Source organism: Herbidospora daliensis (genome assembly GCF_001570585.1).
Taxonomy (GTDB): Bacteria; Actinomycetota; Actinomycetes; order Streptosporangiales; family Streptosporangiaceae; genus Herbidospora; species Herbidospora daliensis.
In genome coordinates this window covers 387800-404179 of sequence record NZ_BBXF01000003.1, presented here as the reverse complement: position 1 = coordinate 404179, position 16380 = coordinate 387800, and the positions used below count along the sequence as shown (strand labels likewise).

Below are 16380 nucleotides of genomic sequence, written 5' to 3'. Positions count from 1 at the left end.
CTAGTCCCGGTGCCCGAGCTCGACGTTCTCCAGCACGCCCAGCGCGTCGGGCACCAGCACGGCGGCGCTGTAGTAGGCGCTCACCAGGTAGGAGATGATCGCCTGCTCGTTGACGCCCATGAACCGCACGTTGAGGCCGGGCTCGTACTCGTCGGGCAACCCCGTCTGGTGCAGCCCGACGACCCCCTGGCTCTCCTCGCCGACGCGCATCAGCAACATCGACGACACCCCGGTGTCGCTGATCGGCAGCTTGTTGCAGGTCAGGATCGGCACCCCGCGCCAGGCCGGCACCTCACGCCCCAGCAGGTTCACCGTGTTCGGGTAGAGGCCCAGCTTGGAGCACTCGCGCCCGAACGCGGCGATGGCGTGCGGATGCGCCAGGAAGACCGTCGGCTCCTTCCAGACGACGGCGAGCAGGTCGTCGAGGTCGTCGGGCGTGGGCGGCCCCGACCGGGTGGAGATGCGGTGCCCGTGGTCGGCGTTGTGCAGCAGCCCGAAGTCGCGGTTGTTGACGAGCTCGTGCTCCTGCCGCTCCCGCAGCGCCTCGACGGTCAGCCGCAGCTGCTGCTCCACCTGGTTCATCGGCTCGTTGTAGAGGTCGGCGACCCGGGAGTGCACCCGCAGCACCGTCTGCGCGACCGACAGCTCGTACTCACGCGGGTGGGTCTCGTAGGCGACGTAGGTGTGCGGCAGCGTCGGCTCGCCGGAGTGCCCCGACGACAACTCGATCGCCGCCTCGCCGTCGGCGTCGGTGTGCGGCGTCTCGGCGTGCAGCCGCGCGTCGAGGTGCGCCCGCAGCCCCGCCGCCCGGTCGGCGACCTCGGCGAACGCCTCCTTCGTCAACGACAGCAGCACACACGGGGTGACCGCGCGGAAGCCGAACTCCCAGACGCCGTGGTCGTCGAGGAGGGCCTGCTCCCCGAAGTAGGCCCCGTCGGACAACACGCCCAGCGAGACGGCGTGGCCGTACTTGCCCGCGCCGAGCCGGTCGACCTTGCCGTGCGCCAGGATGTGGAACCGGTCGACCGCCTGCTCCGGGCTGACGATCAGGTCGCCGGGGGCGTACTCGGTCTGCTCGAACCGGCTCGCCAGCGCGGCCAGCACCTCACCGTCGCCGTACCCCCGGAGCAGCGGAAGTTCGCCGAGCTCCTGCGGGATGACCTGAACCCGCGCCCCGGTCTTGAGACACTGGATGCGCCCGTCGCCGATCGTGTACGACAACCTGCGGTTGACCCGGTAGGTGCCGCCCGCGACCTCCACCCACGGCAGCACCTTCAGCAGCCAGCGCGACGAGATGCCCTGCATCTGCGGGACCGACTTGGTGGTGGTGGCGAGGTTGCGGGCGGCGGCGGTGCCGAGGCTGGAGGCGTGCTCGGCGACCGCGGCGGCGGTGAGTTTGGCGTTGATCTCGGTCGTCATCGGACGCCCTTCACGAGGGAGGGGCCGGCCCCCTCCGACATGGATCACGTTGACGAAACGGAGGCGGTGGGCCGGGGCACATGGGCAAGGCTTTGCCGGTCGCATGCGCCAGAATGCCGATCATGACCCCGTGGCTGACCGGCTACGCTGGCGTCGTCCGCGACCACCTGCCCGCCCGGCGGTCCGGCTCACCCACGCGGCGGAGGGCGACCCCGTGGTCGGCCGTCTCGGCGGCCGCCCCTTGCTGCCGCCGGACGTGGACGTGCCCGCCGGCCTCGCCCTGGCCGCCGAACTCGACTGCGCCGCGCTGGCCGGCTATGAGATGAACCTCGACCTGCCCGGGACGGGCACGCTGGTGTTCCTGGCCGGGGTCGAGGGCCGCGAGGGTTTCGTGGTGTACGTCCCCCCGGGCACCGCCGTTACCGAGAGATGCTGCCCCTGACCGCCCGGACGGTCGCGACCTGGCCGGAGAGCTGCCAGCCCCACCTGGTGGAGGCGTTCGGCGGCGTCAAGGAGACCTACGCGGCGGTGTGGCGCCGCGACTTCCGCGACGCGCTCGACGACTTCGAGCGGGCCCGCCTCCCCCGGACGACGCACTCGGTACTCGGTGGCCTTCCAGCGGTCCGTCGAGAAGGTGGGGGCGGCCCTGGCCGTGCCGGGCGGGTGGCAGGACCCCCGTTTCGTCTCCGAGGCGAAGGAGTGGGTGACCCTGCTCCAACTTTCGGAGGACGAGGAGGCCCGGATGATGTGGGGCGACGGGGCCCACCTGATCTACGGCATCCGCCGCGACCATCTCGCGGTCGCTCTACTACGTCCAGGGCAACTGCCGCCGAAACGGCGCCCCGCCACCGGGCGGGGCGCCGTTCTCCGGGTCAGAAGGGCTGGACGTTCTCGCAGTCGACCGGCTCGGGGTCGAGACCGTCCTTGTCGATAGTGATCGAGTCGACGCCCGCCCCGCAGTCGAGGTCGGAGTCCTTCGCCAGGTCCTTGGCGAACAGCTCGTCGTTGCCGCCGAGGCCGAACAGCTTGTCGCCGGCGCCGCCGCCGTCGTCGATGCGGTTAGGGGTGTCGGCGCCGATCAGGAAGTCGCCGCCGAACGTCGACCCGACGATGTTCTCCACGTCGCCGCGGACGAAGTCGTTGTCGATGTTGCGTCCATCGCTCACGGTGTCGCCGAGGGTGACCCGCACGGAGCTGTTGCTGGACTTGTACGAGATCGTGTCGGTCCCGTTCCCGCCGATCCAGGTGACGTTGTGCCCCTGCGCCGACGTGCTGCTGCCGATGAGGTTGTCGTTCCCGTCGCCGCCGTTGACGGTGCCCTTGATCGAGACGCCGACGCTGAAGGAGTCGTTCAGGTCGCCCAGGTCGGCGGAGAACTCGGTCGCGGTGGTCCCGCAGGTCACCGCGCGCGGCGTCAACTTCTGGCACCCGCCCTTCGGGGTCAGGTTCACCGTGTCGAAGACGGCGATCTGACCGTTGAAGACGGTGATCGAGGCGCTGTTGACGCTCTGCGCGCCCGCCACGTAGGTGATCTTCCCGTTCTTCAGCTCGACGGTGCCGGCGGTCGCGGCGTGACCGGTGCCGGCCAGGGTCGCGGCCAGCGCGGCGGCGGTGGCGGTGAGGGTGGCCAGCCGGGTGATGGAGGTACGCATCTCAGTTCCTTGTCTTCTCTGTAGGAGTGATTCGCGTACCGGTACGGGAGGTTGTGATCCGGCGGTTCCGGTATGTGGAGAAGTACACGTCCAGACCCCGAGCGAATGTAGACAAGTGCCGACCTACCTAGCCCGGAACCGGATAAGGTCTACGGCATGTCACTCATCGAGGAGCGCGTCTCCGCCCTGGAGACCAACATCGTCACGATCCACAGCAACATCTCCGAGATCCGGGACGACATCGCCGAAATGCGTCAGGACATGGCGAAGATGGACACCCGGATCACCGCCATCCAGGACGACATGAGCGTCGTCAAAGACAACCTCTCCGTCGCGAAGGACGACATCATCGTCCTCAGAGCCGGGCAGGTGTCCCTCGAACGCTCGATGAACCTGATGCGCGACGACATGGGCCTGATGCGGGACGACATCGGCCTCATGCGCGACGACATCGCCATGCTCAAGGCCGGTCACATGGAGGTACGCGACCTGTTGGCCAGGCTCGTCGAGCGCCAGGGCGCGTAACCCGATGTCCTACATCGAAGACCGTGTCTCCGAAGTCGCGAAGAACGTCGCCCTGACCCAAGCAGGCACCGACATGCTGTGTGAGGAGACCAAGGAGATCCGTCATCGCCTCTCGGCTCTTCGCCTCGAGAGTGTCGGCATTCGTGGCGGCATGACGCAGGTAGACGCACGAGTCACCGCCCTGCAGGAGGACGTGTCCGCCGTCCGAGGCGAACTCGCCCGCCTGCAGAGCGGGTTGTCGGAGATTCGGGATCTGTTGACCACATCCGCGCGGCAGCACGGATGACCTCCTGACCGGGGTCCTGCCAGGGCCTCCCTCGCCGGTCAGGAATCAGCTCACGTTCGCGTCTCCGCAGATGTGCACCTTCACACCCAGTTCCTCGAACAGGGCCGCCTTCGCCACCAGCGCCTTGTCCGCCGTCTCCCCGTCAGGCGCGTACGCCACGTTCAAGTGGTTCGCCTTGTGCCGGGCCATGAACTGGTCGCGGCTCACCCCGTGAAACACCGCGTGCATGATCGGCCACGCCGGCGTCGTCGCCTGCGACCGTCGTTCCGTCTCCTCCTCGGGCAGCGAGACCGCCGAGGCGCGGCCCAGGTCGACGTGCAGCTCTCCGTCCATGATGAAGACCCTGCTCCACACGATCTCGCCCGGCTTGCAGACGCCCTTGATGGTCGAGCCGCCCAGCGGGAAGTAAACCGGGTCCTGCCGCCAGCCGACCGCGTCCGCGTAACCGTTTTCGAAGTGCGACGGCGGAACAGAGCCGGAGATCTCGAAGACCCACACGAACTGGTCGCCGTACTGCTCGCCCCAGCGCACGTCGTGCAGGGTCGTCGCGGGGTCGAGGCCCATGGCGGTCCAGATGCGGTTGGTGACCAGGGCGTCGACGGCGACGCCTTCGTCGGCTTCGTTGAAGTGCGGGAGCGGGGCGTTCTCCCACAAGACGCGGGAGCCGTCGCGGCTGGTCACGGGCGGGCGGGAGGCGTTGTTCAGCAGGCCCTCGGCCAGGTCGGAGGCGGGCGAAAGGTCCTTGAGGCCCTGCTGGTACTGGATGCCGACGGCGTCGAGGCCGTAGTCGTCGCTGATGCGCAGCGCGGCGACGTACATCTTGTACTGCCATCTGAGCTGCGCCTCGGTCAGCTCGGTGGCCTCGTCTTCGCCCAGCTTGAAGGTCATGCCCTGGTCCCGCAGCCAGGCGCCGACGGCGTCGGCCTCCTCGTCGGAGGTGCGTTGCATCTCGGCCCACAACGCGCTCTGCGAGAGGCGTTCCTTGTAGATGCCGATCGGGTTCAGCAACTCGTCGTCGATGATCGCGTTGTACATGCCCATGCAGCCCTCGTCGAACACGCCGATGATCGCCTTGTCGGTGAGGAGCTGGCGGGCCAGGGCGACGCCGAGGTCGCGTTCGGGGCTTTCGGTCAGTTTCGGCAGGTCGTGGACGTGGGAGGCGTCGTGCGCGATCGTCCCGGTCTCCACCCAGCTCTTGATGCCTGCTTTGAACCAGTCGTCCTGGAAGTCGACGCTCCAGATCGTCGAGTACGCCACTCCCATCTTCGTCATACCGGAGTTGAGGCCCAGCAGGCCGACCAGGCCGGGCCAGGTGCCCTCGAAGTTGGCGACCGTCAGGATGGGGCCACGGTGGGTGCGCAGGCCGGCCAGCACGTGGTGGCTGTACTGCCAGACCGCCTCGGCGACGATGAGCGGGGCGTCCGGCGGGATGGTCTTGAAAACTTCCAGGCCCATGCGCTGGCTGGAGATGAAACCGTGGCCGGTGGCGGGGTCGACGTCGTTGGCGCGGACGACCGTCCAGCCGAGTTCGGCGAAGGCGGCGGTCACGTCGGCTTCCATCTGGACCTGGGTCGGCCAGCCCGCCAGGTTGGCCGAAAGGCGCAGGTCGCCGCTGGCGATCAGGTAGGCGGTCTTCGGCGGCGCGGCCGGGCGTTCGGGCGTCGGGGGGATGGTGTACATCAGCGGGTTCCTCCGGAGGAAAGGCGGCGTTCCCGGGCCGCGAGGACGTGGGCGACCTCACGGGTGGCGGGATAAAGGTCGAGGTAGAGGGCGTAGAGCTCGTCGTAGGCCGGGTCGGGCACGGGGGTGACGGTCTCGGCCGGGGGGTTCCAGTCGGTGATGGCGGCGCCGGTGGTGGCGCGGGCGGCCAGGTAGGCGGCGCCGTAGGAGGCGCCGATGGTGGTCGTGGGGATGATCTGCGGCAGGCCGGTGACGTCGCTGACGATGCGGGTCCACAATCCGCCCCGCACGCCGCCGCCGACCGCGACCACCCGCTCGACCTCGGCTCCGGCGGCGCGCAGCGCCTCGACGTTGTGCCGGACTCCGAGCGCCGTCGCCTCCAGGGCGGCCCGGTAGAGGTCTCCCCGGGTGTGGCTGAGGGTCAGTCCCGCGATGACGCCGCGGGCGTCGGGGTCGTGGACGGGGGTGCGTTCCCCCGCGAAGTAGGGCAACATCAGCAGGCCGTGCGCGCCCGGTCCGGAGGCATCCGCCTCGGCCAGCAGGGCCGGGAAACCGGTTCCGGTCAGGTCGCTCAGCCACGAGGTGATCGCGCCCGAGGTGGCCATTCCGCCGGCCAGGTTGTGGGAGCCGGTGTACGCCCCCACGGTGCCCCACATCGTGGGGGTGCGCAGCGGCCGGTCGACGGTGGCGATCAGGAACATCGTGGTGCCGTACATCAGCATGAGGTCGCCGGGGTTGCAGGCGTCGACGCTGACGGCTTCGGTCCAGGCGTCGATCGAGCCGGTGATCACGGGGGTTCCGGCGGAGATGCCCGCGAGATTCGATTTCACCGTTCCGGCGATCTCGTCCGACCAGCGCAGGGTGGGCAGGTCCAGTCCGGGGGCGACCAGCGGCGCCCATTCGGGGTCCCAGCCGGTGCCGTCGTACATCGGGGTGCACTGGCTGGCCGAGTGGTGGTCGAGGGTGTATTCGCCGGTCAGGCGGTAGAGCAGCCACGACGCCGGCATGAACAGCCGCCGGGTGCGGGCCCAGATCTCCGGTTCGTGCTTGGCGACCCAGCGCAGTTTCGGGCCGACCGCCTGCGACGACAACACCGAGCCGCAACGGGCCAGGATCGTCTCGGCGCCACCGAGGAGCTCGGTGATTTCTGAAATCTCCGCAGCGGCCCGGGTGTCGACGCCGTAGAGGATCGCCGGGCGCAGCGGTGTGCCGTCGGCGTCGGTCAGCAGGGCGCAGGGGCCCATGCCGCTCACGCCGACCGCCGTGATCTCGCGGCCGGTGGTCAGTTCCTCGGCCAGGGAGACGAACTCGGCCCACCAGCTCTCGCCGTCCATCTCCACGTGGCCGGGGTGGGGGCGGGCGACGCGGTGGTCGCGTACCGAAGAAGCGAGCACGGTGCCCGAACCGTCGACCACGATGCCCTTGCTCGACGAGGTGCCGATGTCGACACCGAAGAACAACGTCACCATCTCTCCCGGGTGTTCGTGTCGCGCAGGATGACCGTGCGCGCGGGTCCGTCGTCGCCGGCGATGCGAGCGAGCAGCAGGGCCGCCGCGGCTTCGCCGAGGTTGCGGGCGGGCAGGTCGACGACCCGCACGCCCTGGCGTTCGAGCGACGTGAAAGGAAGATCACCGAAAACGGCCACGCCGAACCGGGGCGGTTCGAGCCCGCGTTCGCGCAGCACGTCGAGCGCCCCGGCGGCCATCAGGTTGTTGGCGACCACCACGGCGTCGGGCGGTTCGTGCAGCGACAGCAGGTCGCGCATCGCGGCCCGGCCGCCGTCGACGCGGTAGTCGGCGTAGCGCAGCAGCCGGTCGCCGGGCCACGATGTGGCCTGCCGCCAGCCCTCCATGCGGAGTTGCGCCGTTTCGACCGACTGCGGCCCGGTGATGCAGGCGACCCGGGAGAACCCGGCCGCCAGCAGCGCCTCGGCCGCGACCCGCCCGCCGGCCCGGTTGTCGACGGTGACCGCGTCGACGTCGGGCCGGTGCAGGCTCCGGTCGACGGCCACCACCGGAACCCCGTGCTCGATGAGTTTCTGCACGTCACTGGCCCCGTCGGCGGGCGCGATCAACACGCCGGCCATGTGCTCGGCGAGGGCGATGTCCATGTACGTCTGCTCGCGCTCCGGGTCGTCGTCGGTGTTGCACAACACGACCGAGTAGCCCCCGGTGCGGGCCCGGTTCTCCACGCCGCGCGCCAGCGCGGTGAAGAACGGGTTCTCCACGTCGGGGATGATCAGGGCGATGACCTCGGAATACTGTCCGCGCAGGCGGCGCGCGGCCCGGCTGGGGGTGAAGCTCAGCTCCGCCATCGACGCCCGGACCTTACGTTCGGTCTCGGGCGAGACGCGGGCGCCGTTGATGACCCGGCTCACGGTGGCCGCCGACACCCCGGCATGGGCGGCCACCTGGTAGATCGTCACCTTCGGGCCGGCCACGTCCGGCCCTGGAGGGTGTCGATCTCGTCGAGCAGGCCGATCGTCTGCGTGGCCGTGACGACCAGCAGCAACGGCACGACGACCACGGCGAGCACGCCGGTGGACGCGGCGGCGGCGAACCCGCCCAGCCAGTAGAGGGCCACGATCGTGAGCGCCCACAAGGGCTTGAACGCGACCAGGATCGCGCCGCCCCGCAGGGCTTTCAGGCCGGGCTTGCCGCGCAGGGCGCCGTAGGCGAGGGCGTACGGGAGCACGACCATCGCCAGCGCGCCCGCGACCACGGTGACGCCGGTCAGCACCGCGCACCCGGCGACGAACAGCGCCAGCACCGGATCGAATCTGCGCAGCTCAGCCAGCTTCGGCGCCTCACCGCGCGCGACCAGCGCGCAGAACCGCGCGACGGAGGTCAGCGCGAGCGACGGCGGCAGGGTGGCGAGCGCGGTCATCCAGGCGGGTGCGCCGACCGTCGCCGACGTGATCACCGGCACCAGCGTGGCGAGAAAGAACAGCCCCGCTATGACGGCACGAGGCAGTTCCCGCCAGAAGAGCAGGAACGCGGGTTTCAGAAACGCGACCATCACAACCTCGACCCGGTCGACGCGCAGTTCAGGAACGTGATCACCAGTGGCTCGGACCCGGTCGCTGGAAATGCGGATTTCAGAGATGTGACCATCGGAGCCTCGTGCCCAGTCGCCGGAGATACGGCGTGCAGACATGTGACCATCGCAGCCTCGCGCCCGGTCCCCGGAGATACGGCGTGCAGACATGTGACCGTCGGAGCCTCGCGCCCGGTCCCCGGAGATACGGCGGGGAGACATGTGGCCATCGGAGTCTCGCGGCGGGTCGCGGGAATTACGGCGTGCAAGCTTGTGATCATCGGAGCTGTGGGCCTGGTCGTCGGGGATGCGGCGTGCAGACGTGTGATCATCAGAGCTTCAGTCCGCTCGATGCGATCGACTGGACGATGTACCGCTGCGCCGCGATGAAGACGATCAGCACGGGCACGATCGCCATCGCGATGCCGGCCGCGATGGTGCCGAGCGAACCGGTCGAGAAGCGCCCGGCCAGCAGCACCAGTCCGACCGGGAGCGTCTGCTTGTCCGTGTCGGAGATCATCACCAGCGGGAGCAGCAGGTCGTTCCACCAGTACGTGAAACACAGGATGCCCAGGGTCGCGATCGACGGCCCCGACAGCGGCAGGATGATGCGCGCGAACGTGTGGAACCGCGAGGCGCCGTCGATCTTGGCGGCCTCCTCCAGTTCGTAGGGCAGCGCCATGAAGTGCTGGCGCAGCAGGAAGATGCCGAACGCGGAGAAGATGCCCGGGAAGATCAGCGCCCAGAGTGAGTTCGTCATGCCGATCTTCGACATGACCAGGAACAACGGCACGATCGTCACCTGGATCGGGATCATCAGCGACCCGATCACCACGGCGAACAGCACGCCCTTGCCCCGGAACCGGAGCCGCGCGAACGCGTAGGCGGCGGTCGAACAGGTGATGAGCTGCGCGATCGTCACGGTCCCTGACACGATGATCGAGTTCAGGAAGAACCGGAAGTACGGCACCTGCTCGGTCACCTTGCCGAAGTTGTCCAGCGTGAGGTTCTCCGCGTGGAAGGTCGGCGGAAGGCGGTAGAGCTCCGCGTCGGAGCCGGAGAAGGCCCCGCGGAAGATCCACAGGAAGGGCGCGGTGATGGCGACGGCCGCGACCACGAGGATCACGAACGTCAGGACGCGCGCGGCGACGTGCCCAACGGTCAGTCGGCTGCTCATTGGTAGTGGGTCCATCTGCGCGAGAACCAGAACTGGATGGCGGTCAGCACGACCAGGACCAGCGCGAACGTGATGCCGATCGCGGAGGCGTAACCGAGGTCGAAGTCGCCGAAGGCGCGGTCGTAGAGGTATTCGACGATCGTGCGGCTGGAGTCACCCGGGCCGCCCTGGGTCAGCACCCGGGGTTCGGCGAAGATCTGGAAGGAGTTGATGGTGTTGATCACGACGAGGAAGAAGATGGTCGGCGACAGCAGCGGGAAGGTGATGCGCCAGAACCGGGTCCACGCGCCCGCGCCGTCGACGATCGCGGCCTCGCGCAACTGCTTCGGGATCGATTGCAGGCCCGCGATGTAGACGAGGATCGAGAACCCGATCGTCTTCCACGAGTTGACCATGATGACCGAGATCGGCGCCCAGGTGGAGCTGCCGAGCCAGTCGATCCGGTCGAGCCCGGTCAGCCCCAGCAGGTAGTTGACCAGGCCGAGATCCTTGTTGAGCAGGAACCGCCAGATCAGCGCGACCGCCGAGGCGGAGACGACGAACGGGAACAGGAACGAGAGCCGGAAGAACGCCCTGATCCAGCGGGGCATCCTGGTCTCCAGCAGCACCGCGAGCAGCAGTCCGAGCACGACGTTGACGGCCAGGATCACCAGCGCCATGTACGTCGTCGACCCGTAGACCCCGAGCAGCCGCTCGTCGGTGAACAGGCGCTGGAAATTGTCCAGGCCGGCGAAGGTGCCGTCGCTGAGCAGGTTCCAGTCGAAGAAACTCAGGATCAGCACGCCGATGGTCGGCGCCAGCACGAACACCAGGAACGTGAGGATCGACGGCGTGAGAAAAGCCAGCGCCGCGACCCCGTCACCACGGGTCCGGGCCTGGGCCTGTTTGACGCTCATCGCCCCGCCTCGACGGCACGCCCGGGCTGGGAGGAGGTCGCGCCGAGAACGGGTGCCGTCGCGGGAGTGAGGCTGTGCCGGAGCACGGCCTCCGTGAGACCTGGGGTGGTTGCACCACTCTTGGCGGGAACGGAGCCGTTTCCGAGCACGGCTACCGCCGTGAAACCCGGAAGGCTCGCACCGTCCGCCTCGAGAACGAGGCCGTCACGGAGCCCGGTCGCCGTGATAGCGGAAATGGTCGCGCCGTTCGTAACGAGAGCGGAGCTGTTCCGGAGCACGGCCGGTGTGAAACCAGGGGCGGCCGCACCCTTCTTGGCGGGAACGGAGCCGTTCCAGATGACGGCCGGTGTGAAACCAGGGATGGCCGCATCATTCTTAGCGGGAACGGAGCCGTCCCGGAGAACGGCCGCCGTAAAACCGGGGATGGTCGCACCACCCCTAGCCGGAAGGGAGCCGTCCCGGAACACGGCCGCCGTGAAACCGGGGATGGTCGCGCCGTTCGTGACGGGAACGGGGCCGGTCCGGAGTTCGGGGGCCGGGTGATCGGTGAGTGCCGCGGGCCCCGCCCCGGGGACGAGTTCGTCCCGGAGGCGGGTGGCAGCGTGGGTGTCAGTGGTCAAAGTGGTCCGCCTTGGGAGGGGAACCGGGTCCGGGTTCAGGGGCCGGACCCGGTCGCTCAGCAGGTGACGATGCCCGTCAGCTCACCCTGCATGGCCTTCAGGCCGTCGGGGACCGTGGTCTCGCCGGCGAAGATCTGCTGCAGGTGGCGCAGGACGGTCGACTCGAACGTGCTGTACTTGGCCGGGGCCGGGTAGGGCACGAGGGTCTCGAACTTGTCGATGCTGTCGTAGTAGAGGTCGCTGTTGGCGGGCGGCACGCCGACCTGGGAGATCGTGTGGGCCACCGAGCGCCGTGACGGGATCGAGTCGCCGGGCTTGTCGGGGGTGCCGACGTAGCCCTTCTCGATCTCGTCGCTGACCGTGAACTTCTGGTATTCCCAGGCCAGGTCGGGGTTCTGCGACGACTTCAGGATCGGGTATCCGGCGCCGCCGAAGACGGTCTTGTACGTGTCGCCCTTCGGGTAGAGCTGGATGTCGAAGCTCTTGAACCCGGCGGGCAGGAAGGTGGCGATCGGCCAGCGGCCCGCGCCGAACATGGCGATCTGCCCGTTCTGGAAGCGGGTGAAGACGTCGCTCATCGGCATCGGGGCCGGGGCGACGCCCTCCTTGATGAGGTCGTTGAGGAACGTCACGGCCTTGGTGACCTGCGGGGAGTCGGCGGTGGCCTGGCAGACGTCGTCGCTGGTCAGGTTGCCGCCGGCGTTGGCGACCCACGGCATGATGCCGGGGAAGATCTCGTTGCTGGCCCAGGTGAAGCCGTACTGGTCGTTGGTGCCGTCGCCGTTGGTGTCGACGCTCAGCTTCTTGGCGACCGTCTTGAAGTCGTCCCAGGTCCAGTCGGCCTTGGGCGGCTCGACGCCGGCCTTCTTGAAGACGTCGGTGTTGTAGTAGACGACCATGTCGTTCCAGCCGTAGCTGAGGGTGATCACGTCGCCCTTGACGGTGAAGCCGTCGATGAGGCCCTGGGCGATGTCGTCGGTGATGGCCTTGGCCCCGGCGTCCTTCTCCAGGTATTCGTTGATCGGTTTCACGAGTTTGTTGCTGTGGACGAACTGGGCGCCCTCACCGGAGATCACCATGAGGTCGGGCTTCTTGCCCGAGGCGATCAGGGTGGCGACGTTCGCGTAGTAGGTTCCCCAGTTCTCGCCGGTCACCGGGGTGAGGGTGACCTTGACGTCGGGGTGGGCCTTCGTGAAGGCGTCGGCGGTGGCCTTGTTGCCGCTCTCGGCGGCCGGGCCGTAGTTCCAGTAGACGATTTCCAGGGCTTTCGCACCGGTCGACGTCGATTCCGAGTCGCTTCCGCAACCCGCAAGGGCCGTCGCCGCCAGGGTGGCGGTCGCGCAGGCCAGCGCGACCTTGCGGCGGGGGATGTTCATAGGCCTGCGTCCTTTTTCCTTGGGGCAGATGCACAACGCGAGCCACAGCCGGCCTGCGGCCCCGGGGGCGTGTGGCGTGCGCCACATGAAAGTGCAAGAAATCGATTTCGTCAAGCACTCCGCGAAACGTACCTCATGAAGCCCCTGATCAGGCAAGTAACAGGACGGTATCGATTACAGCGATAACGGCGGTCGGGCGATCTCGGCCCGCAGCACGACCGTGCGCAGCGGCTGGGTGTCGCCGCCGATGCGCTCCAGCAGCATCGAGGCGGCGGTCCGCCCCAGGTGGCGGGCCGGCAGCCGGACCTGCACCACGCTCGACGGCGGCGGCAGCAGGTAGGGCAGTTCGCCGAGCACGGCGACGCCGAAGTCCTCGGGGTCGATGCCGCTCTCGTGCAGGGCCTGGAGTGCGCCGATGGCCATCAGGTTGTTGGTCGTGACGACGGCGTCAGGCGGCTGGATCAGTTCGAGCAGGGCCTTCATCGCGGCCCGGCCGCCGTCGACGCGGAAGTTGGCGTGCTGCAGGAAGCCGTCGCGGACCAGGGTCTTGCGGGCCGTGACGACCTGCTTCCAGCCAAGGTAGCGGTCTTCGGTCTCCTCGATCCCGGCCGGACCCGCGATGCAGGCGATGCGCCGGAAACCGGCGTCCACCAGCGCGGTTGTGGCGGCGATGCCGGCCGCCCGGTTGTCGATCTTCACGGCGTCGACCGGGTAGGGCGTGGTGCGGTCGACGGCTACGACGGGCCTGCCGAGAGAGGCGATGGCGCCCAGGTCGACTTCGTCGGAGGCGGGCGAGAGGATCACGCCGGCCATGTGCTCGGAGGCGGCGATCTGCAGGTAGCGCAGCTCCTTGGCGGGGTCGTCGTCGGTGTTGCAGAGCACGACGGAGAAGCCCGACTCCTGGGCGCGGTCTTCGACGCCGCGGGCCAGGGCGGTGAAGAACGGGTTCTCGATGTCGGGCACCAGCAGGCAGATGACCTCAGAGCTCTGCTTGCGCAGCCTGCGGGCGGTCTTGTTGGGGGTGAAGCCGAGTTGCTGGGCGGCGTCGCGGACGAGGCGCTGCTTCTCCTCGGAGACGGTGTTGCCGTTGAAAACCCGGGAAACCGTCGCGGGAGAGACCCCGGCGAGCGCCGCAACCTCGTAAATCGTCGCCATAGCGCCACACCATACCCGCGCTTGACACCCCTGATGAGCTCGTCTAGCGTGCCTGAAATCGATTTCAAGACCGACGAAATCCAACCTGGAAAGGCGGGGGCTGTGAAGCGGTACTCCGGGGAGGCCCGGCGCGCGGTCGCGTTCCCTCTCGGCGGCTTCGGCACCGGGCACGTGGCGCTGGCCGGAGACGGGGCGTTGCGGCAGTGGCAACTCGGCGGGGTGCCCAACCATCGGGGTTTCCTGCCCGACAGCTTCTTCGCACTGCGCGTCTCCTCGACCGAGCCGCCGGACGACGTGGTGCGCCTGCTACGTGGCGCCCCGGTGCCGCCCGGCTCCGACCCGGCCCCCAACGTCTCCGACGCCGAAGTGCCCGACCTGGGACGACTCCCGTCGTGGCCGACCGTGACGGCGACCGAGTTCCAGGCCGCCTACCCCTTCGCCGAGGTCGACTACCTCGACGACGCGCTGCCGGTAGCGGTGTCGATGTCGGCGTTCACCCCCTTCGTGCCGCTCGACGCCGACGCCAGTTCGCTGCCGCTGGTCCGCTACCAGTTCACGGTGACCAACACCAGCGCCGAGTTCCGGCACGGCTTCCTGCTGGGCGCCCTGCAGAACGCGGTCGGCTGGGACGGGGTCACCCCCATCGACGGCACCCGCGGCGCCGGGTACGGCGGCAACGTGAACCGCCTGCTCAGAAGGCCCGGACAGACCGGCGTGCTGATGGACAACCCCTCGCTCGGCGAGACCGACGAGGGCTACGGCGAGATGTTGTTGTGGACCGACGCCCCGGCCGTCGCCTTCCCGCGGGCGATCGGCGCCGAGGCGCTGCTGCGCTTCGCCGAGACGGTCAAACTGGTCACCCCGGTGCAACTGGGCGACTTCTCCGACGCCGCGCTGCGGGCCGCGCTGGCCGACGGGGCCTCTCCCCTGCGGGCGCCCGCCGGTCCCAGCCCGGCCGGGTTCACCTGGGACGCCGGCGTCACCGCCGCCTTCGCACTTGCGCCGGGCGAAACCGCGACGATCGATTTCGTGCACGCCTGGTGGTTCCCCAACCGGTTCGCCGACTTCGACCGGTTCGGTCCCACCCCGTCCTATGCGGGGAGCCGGTTCTGGATCGGCAACCACTACGCGACCCGGTTCGGCGGCGCGGTCGACGTACTCGACGCCTACCTGGCCGACCGCGACCACCTCGACACGACGTCGCGGGCGTGGGCCTCGGCGGTCGCCGACAGCGACCTCCCCGAGATCCTGAAGGACGTAATCTCGGCGCAGGGCACGCTGGTGCGGTCGCCCTCGTTGTTCCGGACCGCCGACGGGCGCGCCTACGGGTTCGAGGGGGCGCTGGGGGCGTCCACCCGGAACTGGAACGGGGACGTGGGCGGGTCGTGCCCGCTGAACTGCAACCACGTCTTCAACTACGAGCAGGCGCTGGCCCGGCTGTTCCCCTCGCTCGGGCGGGACATGCGGGAGACCGAGTTCACGATCCAGGCCCCCGACGGGTCGATCCCCCATCGGGTCGCCCTGCCGCTCTACCTGCCGCAATACCACGACGTCGCGATCGGGGGGCCGGTCCGGCCGGCGCTCGACGGGATGCTGGGGGCGGTGCTCAAGACGTACAGAACGGTTCTGGACGGATCGGGCCTCGGCTGGCTCCGCGAGCAGTGGCCCGCGCTGCGGCGGCTGATGGAGCACGTCACCCGCACCTGGGACCCGGACGGAACCGGCATTCTGCGCGGCGACCAGCCCTGCACCTACGACATCAGCCTGCACGGACCGAACATGTTCGTCGGCGGGCTCTGGCTCGCGGCGCTGCGGGCGATGGAGGAGATGGCCCGGCTCGTGGAACCCGAGCTGGCCGCCGGTTTCGCGAAACTCTTCACGCTCGGCCGCGACGGGTACGACGAGTTGTTGTGGACGGGCGAGTACTACGGCCAGCCCGACACCGGCGAGGAGCACGACTTCGGGCAGGGGTGCCTGTCGGACCAGCTGCTCGGCCAGTGGTGGGCGCACCAGCTGAACCTGGGTCACATCCTGCCCGCCGACCGGGTCAAAACCGCATTGAAATCGATCGTTCAGTACAACCTGCGCACCGGTTTCGAACCCCACGGCTACCGCTCGTTCGCCGACGGAACCGAAACCGGCCTGGTCGTGTGCACCTGGCCGCACGGCGGACGCCCGGAGGTGCCGCTGCGCTACTGCGACGAGGTGTGGACCGGCGTGGAGTACCAGGTCGCGGCCAGCTGCCTGTACGAGGGCCTGCCGGACGAGGCGTTCCGCATCCTCGACGGCCTGCGGGAACGCTACGACGGCACCCGCCGCAACCCGTTCAACGAGATCGAATGCGGCGACCACTACGTGCGCGCGATGGCCGGCTGGTCACTGCTCGACGCCTACACGGGTGTCCGCCACGACCCGGCGACCGGGCAGGTCACGGCCTCGCGGCCGGGCCGGTTCCCGGTGGTCGCTGGGACGGTTTGGGGGGTCCTGGACGTGGCTGCGGACGGGACGGCGTCGATCGACGTGCTCGGAACCGATACAACACCTCGCTGAGCGTGGGC

The 16380-nt window shown here is 69.0% G+C and carries 15 protein-coding genes; 5 read left to right on the top strand and 10 right to left on the bottom strand.

Annotated features, from left to right (window positions below):
- Positions 1-1419: a family 2B encapsulin nanocompartment shell protein gene (locus AW274_RS17175; protein ID WP_062432943.1), complete on the bottom strand. Its 1419-nt coding sequence runs from the start codon at positions 1417-1419 to the stop codon at positions 1-3.
- Positions 1420-1549: 130 nt separating this feature from the next.
- Between AW274_RS17175 and AW274_RS17170 the strand changes: the two genes are divergently transcribed.
- Entirely contained in the window at positions 1550-1861 is a 312-nt protein-coding gene (locus tag AW274_RS17170) for a YwqG family protein (protein ID WP_157520346.1), read from the top strand.
- Between the two features lie 165 nt (positions 1862-2026).
- Positions 2027-2353, top strand: coding sequence for a DUF1963 domain-containing protein (locus AW274_RS42985; protein ID WP_157520343.1), 327 nt, complete (start codon positions 2027-2029; stop codon positions 2351-2353).
- Here AW274_RS42985 and AW274_RS17165 read toward each other — a convergent pair.
- Positions 2292-3071, bottom strand: coding sequence for a hypothetical protein (locus AW274_RS17165; protein WP_062432937.1), 780 nt, complete (start codon positions 3069-3071; stop codon positions 2292-2294). The two genes, AW274_RS42985 and AW274_RS17165, sit on opposite strands and share 62 nt — an antisense overlap.
- 156 nt (positions 3072-3227) lie before the next feature.
- Here AW274_RS17165 and AW274_RS17160 point away from each other — a divergent pair, with 156 nt between their 5' ends.
- Positions 3228-3596: a hypothetical protein gene (locus AW274_RS17160; RefSeq protein ID WP_062432934.1), complete on the top strand. Its 369-nt coding sequence runs from the start codon at positions 3228-3230 to the stop codon at positions 3594-3596.
- A gap of 4 nt (positions 3597-3600) precedes the next feature.
- The gene (locus AW274_RS17155; protein WP_062432931.1) at positions 3601-3882 is read left to right on the top strand and encodes a hypothetical protein; all 282 of its coding nucleotides are present in this window, start codon (positions 3601-3603) and stop codon (positions 3880-3882) included.
- Positions 3883-3927: 45 nt separating this feature from the next.
- Here the strand turns inward: AW274_RS17155 and AW274_RS17150 are convergent, their stop codons facing one another.
- The 8 genes from AW274_RS17150 to AW274_RS17115 form a co-directional block, all read right to left on the bottom strand.
- A complete protein-coding gene (locus AW274_RS17150) occupies positions 3928-5562 on the bottom strand; it encodes a hypothetical protein (protein WP_062432928.1) in 1635 nt (544 codons plus the stop codon).
- Complete coding sequence (locus AW274_RS17145) at positions 5562-7028, bottom strand: FGGY-family carbohydrate kinase (RefSeq protein ID WP_157520340.1); 1467 nt, start codon at positions 7026-7028, stop codon at positions 5562-5564. Before AW274_RS17145 ends, AW274_RS17150 begins: the two co-directional genes overlap by 1 nt.
- Positions 7025-8002, bottom strand: coding sequence for a LacI family DNA-binding transcriptional regulator (locus AW274_RS17140; protein WP_198169258.1), 978 nt, complete (start codon positions 8000-8002; stop codon positions 7025-7027). Before AW274_RS17140 ends, AW274_RS17145 begins: the two co-directional genes overlap by 4 nt.
- Positions 7984-8580 carry a hypothetical protein gene (locus AW274_RS17135; protein ID WP_062432921.1) on the bottom strand — a complete coding sequence of 199 codons (597 nt, stop codon included), beginning with the start codon at positions 8578-8580 and terminating at the stop codon, positions 7984-7986. The genes AW274_RS17140 and AW274_RS17135 overlap by 19 nt, the downstream gene beginning before the upstream one ends.
- A 349-nt stretch (positions 8581-8929) precedes the next feature.
- On the bottom strand, positions 8930-9775 hold the full coding sequence (locus AW274_RS17130; RefSeq protein WP_062432918.1) for a carbohydrate ABC transporter permease: 846 nt from the start codon (positions 9773-9775) through the stop codon (positions 8930-8932).
- Positions 9772-10671 carry a carbohydrate ABC transporter permease gene (locus AW274_RS17125; protein WP_062432915.1) on the bottom strand — a complete coding sequence of 300 codons (900 nt, stop codon included), beginning with the start codon at positions 10669-10671 and terminating at the stop codon, positions 9772-9774. The genes AW274_RS17130 and AW274_RS17125 overlap by 4 nt, the downstream gene beginning before the upstream one ends.
- A gap of 676 nt (positions 10672-11347) precedes the next feature.
- Entirely contained in the window at positions 11348-12667 is a 1320-nt protein-coding gene (locus tag AW274_RS17120) for an ABC transporter substrate-binding protein (RefSeq protein ID WP_062432912.1), read from the bottom strand.
- Positions 12668-12841: 174 nt separating this feature from the next.
- Positions 12842-13822 carry a LacI family DNA-binding transcriptional regulator gene (locus tag AW274_RS17115; protein ID WP_062432909.1) on the bottom strand — a complete coding sequence of 327 codons (981 nt, stop codon included), beginning with the start codon at positions 13820-13822 and terminating at the stop codon, positions 12842-12844.
- A gap of 102 nt (positions 13823-13924) precedes the next feature.
- On the opposite strand from AW274_RS17115, the gene AW274_RS17110 reads away from it, so the two are divergent.
- Entirely contained in the window at positions 13925-16372 is a 2448-nt protein-coding gene (locus AW274_RS17110) for a GH116 family glycosyl hydrolase (RefSeq protein ID WP_062432906.1), read from the top strand.
- The last annotated feature ends 8 nt before the right edge of the window (positions 16373-16380 follow it).

Excerpts from the sequence above, each read along its gene's own strand:
- AW274_RS17135 (WP_062432921.1), bottom strand. The coding sequence starts at position 8,580 with ATGGTCGCGTTTCTGAAACCCGCGTTCCTGCTCTTCTGGCGGGAACTG.
- AW274_RS17165 (WP_062432937.1), bottom strand. The coding sequence starts at position 3,071 with ATGCGTACCTCCATCACCCGGCTGGCCACCCTCACCGCCACCGCCGCC.
- AW274_RS17150 (WP_062432928.1), bottom strand. The coding sequence starts at position 5,562 with ATGTACACCATCCCCCCGACGCCCGAACGCCCGGCCGCGCCGCCGAAG.
- AW274_RS17120 (WP_062432912.1), bottom strand. The coding sequence starts at position 12,667 with ATGAACATCCCCCGCCGCAAGGTCGCGCTGGCCTGCGCGACCGCCACC.
- AW274_RS17130 (WP_062432918.1), bottom strand. The coding sequence starts at position 9,775 with ATGAGCAGCCGACTGACCGTTGGGCACGTCGCCGCGCGCGTCCTGACG.
- AW274_RS17125 (WP_062432915.1), bottom strand. The coding sequence starts at position 10,671 with ATGAGCGTCAAACAGGCCCAGGCCCGGACCCGTGGTGACGGGGTCGCG.
- AW274_RS17160 (WP_062432934.1), top strand. The coding sequence starts at position 3,228 with ATGTCACTCATCGAGGAGCGCGTCTCCGCCCTGGAGACCAACATCGTC.
- AW274_RS17155 (WP_062432931.1), top strand. The coding sequence starts at position 3,601 with ATGTCCTACATCGAAGACCGTGTCTCCGAAGTCGCGAAGAACGTCGCC.
- AW274_RS17115 (WP_062432909.1), bottom strand. The coding sequence starts at position 13,822 with ATGGCGACGATTTACGAGGTTGCGGCGCTCGCCGGGGTCTCTCCCGCG.
- AW274_RS17175 (WP_062432943.1), bottom strand. The coding sequence starts at position 1,419 with ATGACGACCGAGATCAACGCCAAACTCACCGCCGCCGCGGTCGCCGAG.